The 4,618-nt window shown below is 41.7% G+C and carries 4 protein-coding genes and 3 tRNA genes; all 7 read right to left on the bottom strand.

Annotated elements, in window-relative coordinates; genetic code table 11:
- Positions 1–108: 108 nt before the first annotated feature.
- Positions 109–1,137 (bottom strand): threonine aldolase family protein, encoded by a 1,029-nt coding sequence (locus SST111_RS07120; protein WP_099810489.1) that lies wholly within the window; start codon positions 1,135–1,137, stop codon positions 109–111.
- Positions 1,138–1,198: 61 nt separating this feature from the next.
- Positions 1,199–1,270, bottom strand: a tRNA-Arg gene (locus tag SST111_RS07115).
- Positions 1,271–1,307: 37 nt separating this feature from the next.
- On the bottom strand, positions 1,308–2,513 hold the full coding sequence (gene rpsA / locus SST111_RS07110) for a 30S ribosomal protein S1 (protein WP_024399165.1): 1,206 nt from the start codon (positions 2,511–2,513) through the stop codon (positions 1,308–1,310).
- A gap of 123 nt (positions 2,514–2,636) precedes the next feature.
- A tRNA-Gln gene (locus tag SST111_RS07105) sits at positions 2,637–2,708 on the bottom strand.
- 275 nt (positions 2,709–2,983) lie between these two features.
- A tRNA-Tyr gene (locus SST111_RS07100) sits at positions 2,984–3,064 on the bottom strand.
- A gap of 51 nt (positions 3,065–3,115) precedes the next feature.
- The gene (locus SST111_RS07095) at positions 3,116–3,349 is read right to left on the bottom strand and encodes a DUF2969 domain-containing protein (RefSeq protein WP_012775068.1); all 234 of its coding nucleotides are present in this window, start codon (positions 3,347–3,349) and stop codon (positions 3,116–3,118) included.
- A gap of 66 nt (positions 3,350–3,415) precedes the next feature.
- On the bottom strand, positions 3,416–4,438 hold the full coding sequence (locus tag SST111_RS07090) for a branched-chain amino acid aminotransferase (protein WP_099810488.1): 1,023 nt from the start codon (positions 4,436–4,438) through the stop codon (positions 3,416–3,418).
- Positions 4,439–4,618: the final 180 nt, after the last annotated feature.

Below are 4,618 nucleotides of genomic sequence, written 5' to 3'. Positions count from 1 at the left end.
GCCTTGGCAGCCACCAGCATAGCTGGTGGTTTTCTTGTTTTTCTCTACGAGAAAAACTGGCTCGAAGCCATAACTAAAAAGAAAGGCTAACCCTTTCTTTTTTAATTGCTATAATATATTTATCAATTCATCAATATCCGCTTGACTAGTTGACCAGCTGGTCGCAAAGCGGATGATACTGTGGCTATCGTCGTATTTCTCCCAGAAGCCATAGGCAATTCCAGCTTCTGTCAATCTAGTCAATTCTTCATTCTTAACAATAACAAATTGCTGATTGGTCGGGGATTTGAGATAGAATTGAAAACCTTTCTCTTCCAGAATCTGGGTCAGTTGCTCTGCCATTGCGATAGCATGACGCCCCAATTTAAGATACAAGTCATCAGTAAATAAGCAATCAAACTGGACACCTGTCACTCTTCCTTTCGCCAACAAGGCACCATGGTGTTTGACAATCGATACGAAATTCTTAGGCTGGTTGTTCTTTGTAAATACCAAAGCTTCCCCCATCAAGGCACCGAGTTTTGTACCACCAATATAGAAAACATCTGTCAGCTCTGCAATTGTCTTCAAATCAAGATCCGTTTCACGAGCAGCAAGACCATAACCCAAACGAGCACCGTCTAAAAAGAGCGGAATATTATGCTGTTGGCAAACTTTGGACAAATCTTCTAGCTCTGTTTTGCTATAAAGTGTACCATATTCAGTCGGGTGGGAAATATAAACCATTCCTGGATGAACCATGTGAGCATGATTAGCATCTGCGTAGAAATCGGAAATATAGTTCTCAACTTCACTTGCGACAAGTTTGCCATCCGTATGCGGTAAGGCCAACACCTTATGGCCTGTAAATTCAATTGCCCCCGCTTCATGAACTGCAATATGACCAGTATCCGCTGCAATGACTCCTTCATAGGAAGCTAACATAGACGAAATGACAATTTGATTGGTCTGCGTGCCACCTGCTAAAAACGTAACTTGTGCATGAGGACAGTCCGTAGCAAGTCTGATTTTTTCGATAGCAGATTCAGTATATTTATCAGTGCCATATCCAGATAAACCTTCTTGGTTGCTTGCAACTAGGGCTTCTAGCAAGGCGGGATGGGCACCTTTGTTATAGTCATTTTCAAAATGTAACATATCATAACCTCCTTGATATAATATAACAAAAAAGCCTGTTAAACAAGGCTTTTCACTTTAGTCCACCCTGAGGGAATCGAACCCCCATCTCAAGAACCGGAATCTTACGTGATATCCATTACACTAAGGGTGGAAAGGAAAAACTTGCACAAGGCAAGTTTTTATATGAATTACAATTCAATGTCACCGAAAAGGTCAGCCATTGAGAAACCAGATTGAGTTTCTGGCAATTCGTAATCACGTTTTTCTTCACGTTTTTGACGACGTGGACGTGGAGCACGTTTTTCAGCTTTTTCTTCACCTTCAATTGCTGCTGGACGCTCTTCCAAAGCTTTGATAGAAAGTGATACACGTTCATCAGCTGCGTTCACTTCAAGAACTTTAACAGTTACTTCTTGACCTACTGACAAAGCGTCTTTTGGATTTTCAACACGTTTGTGTGAAATTTGTGAGATATGTACCAAACCATCGATACCTGGCAATACTTCAACGAAAGCACCGAAGTCAGTCAAGCGTTTTACTTTACCTTCGATGACATCACCAGCTGCCAATTTTTGCTCAACGCCATCCCATGGGCCAGGCTGTGTAGCTTTCAATGACAATGATACGCGACCTTCAACTTCGTCGATTGCAAGAACTTTAACTTCAACTTCTTCACCAACTGTTACAGCTGATTTAGGAGATACGTTACGCTCGTGTGATAATTCAGTCAAGTGTACCAAACCATCTACACCACCAAGGTCGATGAAAGCACCGAAGCTCGTGATACGTGCAACTTTACCAGTTACAACTTCACCAACTGCCAATTTACCGAATACTTCAGCACGTGCAGCTGCAGCTTCTGCTTCAACAACGTCACGACGTGACAAGATGAAACGGTTCTCAGCAGGATCAACTTCTTTGATTTTAGCATCAAATTCTTGACCTACAAAACGCTCAGTGTTACGAGTGAAACGGCTGTCGATCATTGAAGCTGGGATGAAACCACGAAGACCCTCAAATTCAACTGCAAGACCACCTTTAACGGCACGAGTTACTTTAACTGTAACAACTTCATCTTCACGACCAACAAGCTTGTCCCATGCTTTACGTGCTTCCAAACGTTTTTTAGATACAAGATAAGTAACAGTGTCTGTATCTTTACCAACAACTTGGCGAAGTACTAACAATTCAAGTGTTTCACCAACTTTTACAAGGTCGTTGATATCAGCATCACGGTCGTTAGTCAACTCACGAAGAGTCAATACGCCTTCAACACCAGTACCTGAGATAGCTACGTTTGCTTGACCAGCATCAACGGTCAATACTTCTGCAGTTACCACATCACCAGGTGTAACTTCGCTTACACTGTTCAACAAATCTTCAAATTCGTTCATTATAAAAAAACCTCCGACAATCAGGTCTTTCGACCCAACATAAAATATATTTTATTTAAGGCACACGCAAGGACAACAACAATTAGACATCTTTGACGAACTAGACTATATCTAGTACCTTTACTGGGGTAGCTGGATTCGAACCAACGCATGAGGGAGTCAAAGTCCCTTGCCTTACCGCTTGGCGATACCCCAAAAAATAGATACAATTCATTTATTTACTAATCACAAGAAATTGAACTCGAGATTAATTTCTTAGGAAAATAGATAGCCTTCCTTGAGTGTTAACACTCAGCGTCAGTCTCCTGATTTTCTACAGAAATTTCTGGTAAACCAGAACATCTCTCGTATCTTAGTTGAACACGGACTAAAATCCTAGTGAAAAAGATAAACTTCCTTGTGTGTTTAGCACACTGCGTCAGTTTCCTATTTTCATACGGATTTCTTAACGTCCTTTGTATCCTGTTCAATGGAGAGAGAGGGATTCGAACCCCCGAACCCGAAGGAGCGGATTTACAGTCCGCCGCGTTTAGCCTCTTCGCTATCTCTCCGTGCACTAACAGTCACTATTCTAACATAAAATAGCGACTATTACAAGCCTTTTAGTGACTTAAATTATAATTTTCAATAATATTTCCAACTGCTTTTTCTAATTTTTTGTAAAAGCTTTCGGTATTTCCGTTTTTAATAACTGCAAAGTTATTTTCAGCCAATTCTGCAATTTCTCCAATTACTTTTTTACCTATAACAAGGCGGTAGCCAGGGAACTCTTCTCTATTAACAAGAACTTTGCTATCTTCAATCTGAATTTCAATTTTTTTATCTTTTTTACTCATTTTCAAACCTCACTTTTACTATTCTACAAAAAAAGAGAAGAGCTTGCAAGTGCAAGCCTTCTGAAATTAATCTACTTCGACAATCCAGCCTTCAGGAGCTTCAATATCACCAAACTGGATACCTGTTAATTCTTCATACAATTTACGAGTGACAGGTCCTACTTCTGTTTCACTATGGAAAACATGGAGTTTGTCTGCAATCTGGATACCACCAATTGGTGAGATGACTGCAGCTGTTCCGCAGGCTCCTGCTTCGACAAACAGGTCTAATTCTTCGACAAGGACTTCACGCTCCACAGCCTTCATACCCAGACGATGCTCTGCCAAATACAAGAGAGAATACTTGGTAATAGACGGCAAGATTGATGGTGAAATCGGTGTGACAAACTCGTTATCAGCTGTAATACCAAAGAAATTAGCAGACCCTACTTCTTCAATCTTGGTGTGGGTAGCTGGGTCCAGGTAGATGACATCTGAGAAGCCCTGCTTTTTGGCATATTGGCCCGGTAAGAGCGATGCCGCGTAGTTACCACCAACCTTAGCTGCCCCTGTTCCATTTGGTGCCGCACGGTCGTACTTGTCCTGAATGAGGAAGTTGGTCGGAGCCAAACCACCCTTGAAATAGTTGCCGACCGGCATGGCAAAAACTGTGAAAATGTACTCTTCCGCTGGTTTTACGCCGATGATGTCGCCGACACCGATCAGGAGCGGACGGAGATAAAGGGTACCACCAGTTCCATAGGGAGGGACGTAGTCTGCATTGGCTTTGACCACTTCTTTACAAGCCTTGATAAATAGCTCAGTCGGAACAGGCTCCATGAGCAAGCGGTCAGCTGTCCGTTGCAGGCGCTCAGCGTTTTGGTCTGGACGAAAGAGCTGGAGTTTTCCCTCCTTGGTACGATAGACTTTAAGGCCCTCGAAGGCCTGCTGGCCATAGTGAAGAGCTGGTGAGCTTTCTGAAATGTGCAGTTCCGCATCTTCGGTCAGCTGCCCTTCAGACCACTGGCCGTTTTTGAAATGAGCGATGAAGCGATAAGGTAGTTTCATATAAGAAAAACCAAGGTTTTCCCAGTCAATGTTCACTGTCATATAGTTTCTCCAAATTCATTTTTTAATATTTTACTACTTTTGAAAGTGATTTTCAATTAAAAATTCAGAAAATTTTGTGAATATAAGAAAAAGCCTGGTAAACCAGCAATGTCATTAAGTTAACTAACCTATCACATTTTGTGGTGGGTTAGTTTTTATGTTACACTAAAAATAAAAGGG

It is taken from the genome of Streptococcus suis YS161 (genome assembly GCF_002760245.1).
Taxonomy (GTDB): Bacteria; Bacillota; Bacilli; order Lactobacillales; family Streptococcaceae; genus Streptococcus; species Streptococcus suis_I.
Note: the sequence above shows the minus strand (reverse complement) of the source record. Positions and strands in the feature narration are given on the sequence as shown.

Bases quoted from the DNA above. Each gene is read 5' to 3' on its own strand.
- SST111_RS07120 (WP_099810489.1), bottom strand. From the start codon at position 1,137: ATGTTACATTTTGAAAATGACTATAACAAAGGTGCCCATCCCGCCTTG.
- rpsA (WP_024399165.1), bottom strand. From the start codon at position 2,513: ATGAACGAATTTGAAGATTTGTTGAACAGTGTAAGCGAAGTTACACCT.
- SST111_RS07095 (WP_012775068.1), bottom strand. From the start codon at position 3,349: ATGAGTAAAAAAGATAAAAAAATTGAAATTCAGATTGAAGATAGCAAA.
- SST111_RS07090 (WP_099810488.1), bottom strand. From the start codon at position 4,438: ATGACAGTGAACATTGACTGGGAAAACCTTGGTTTTTCTTATATGAAA.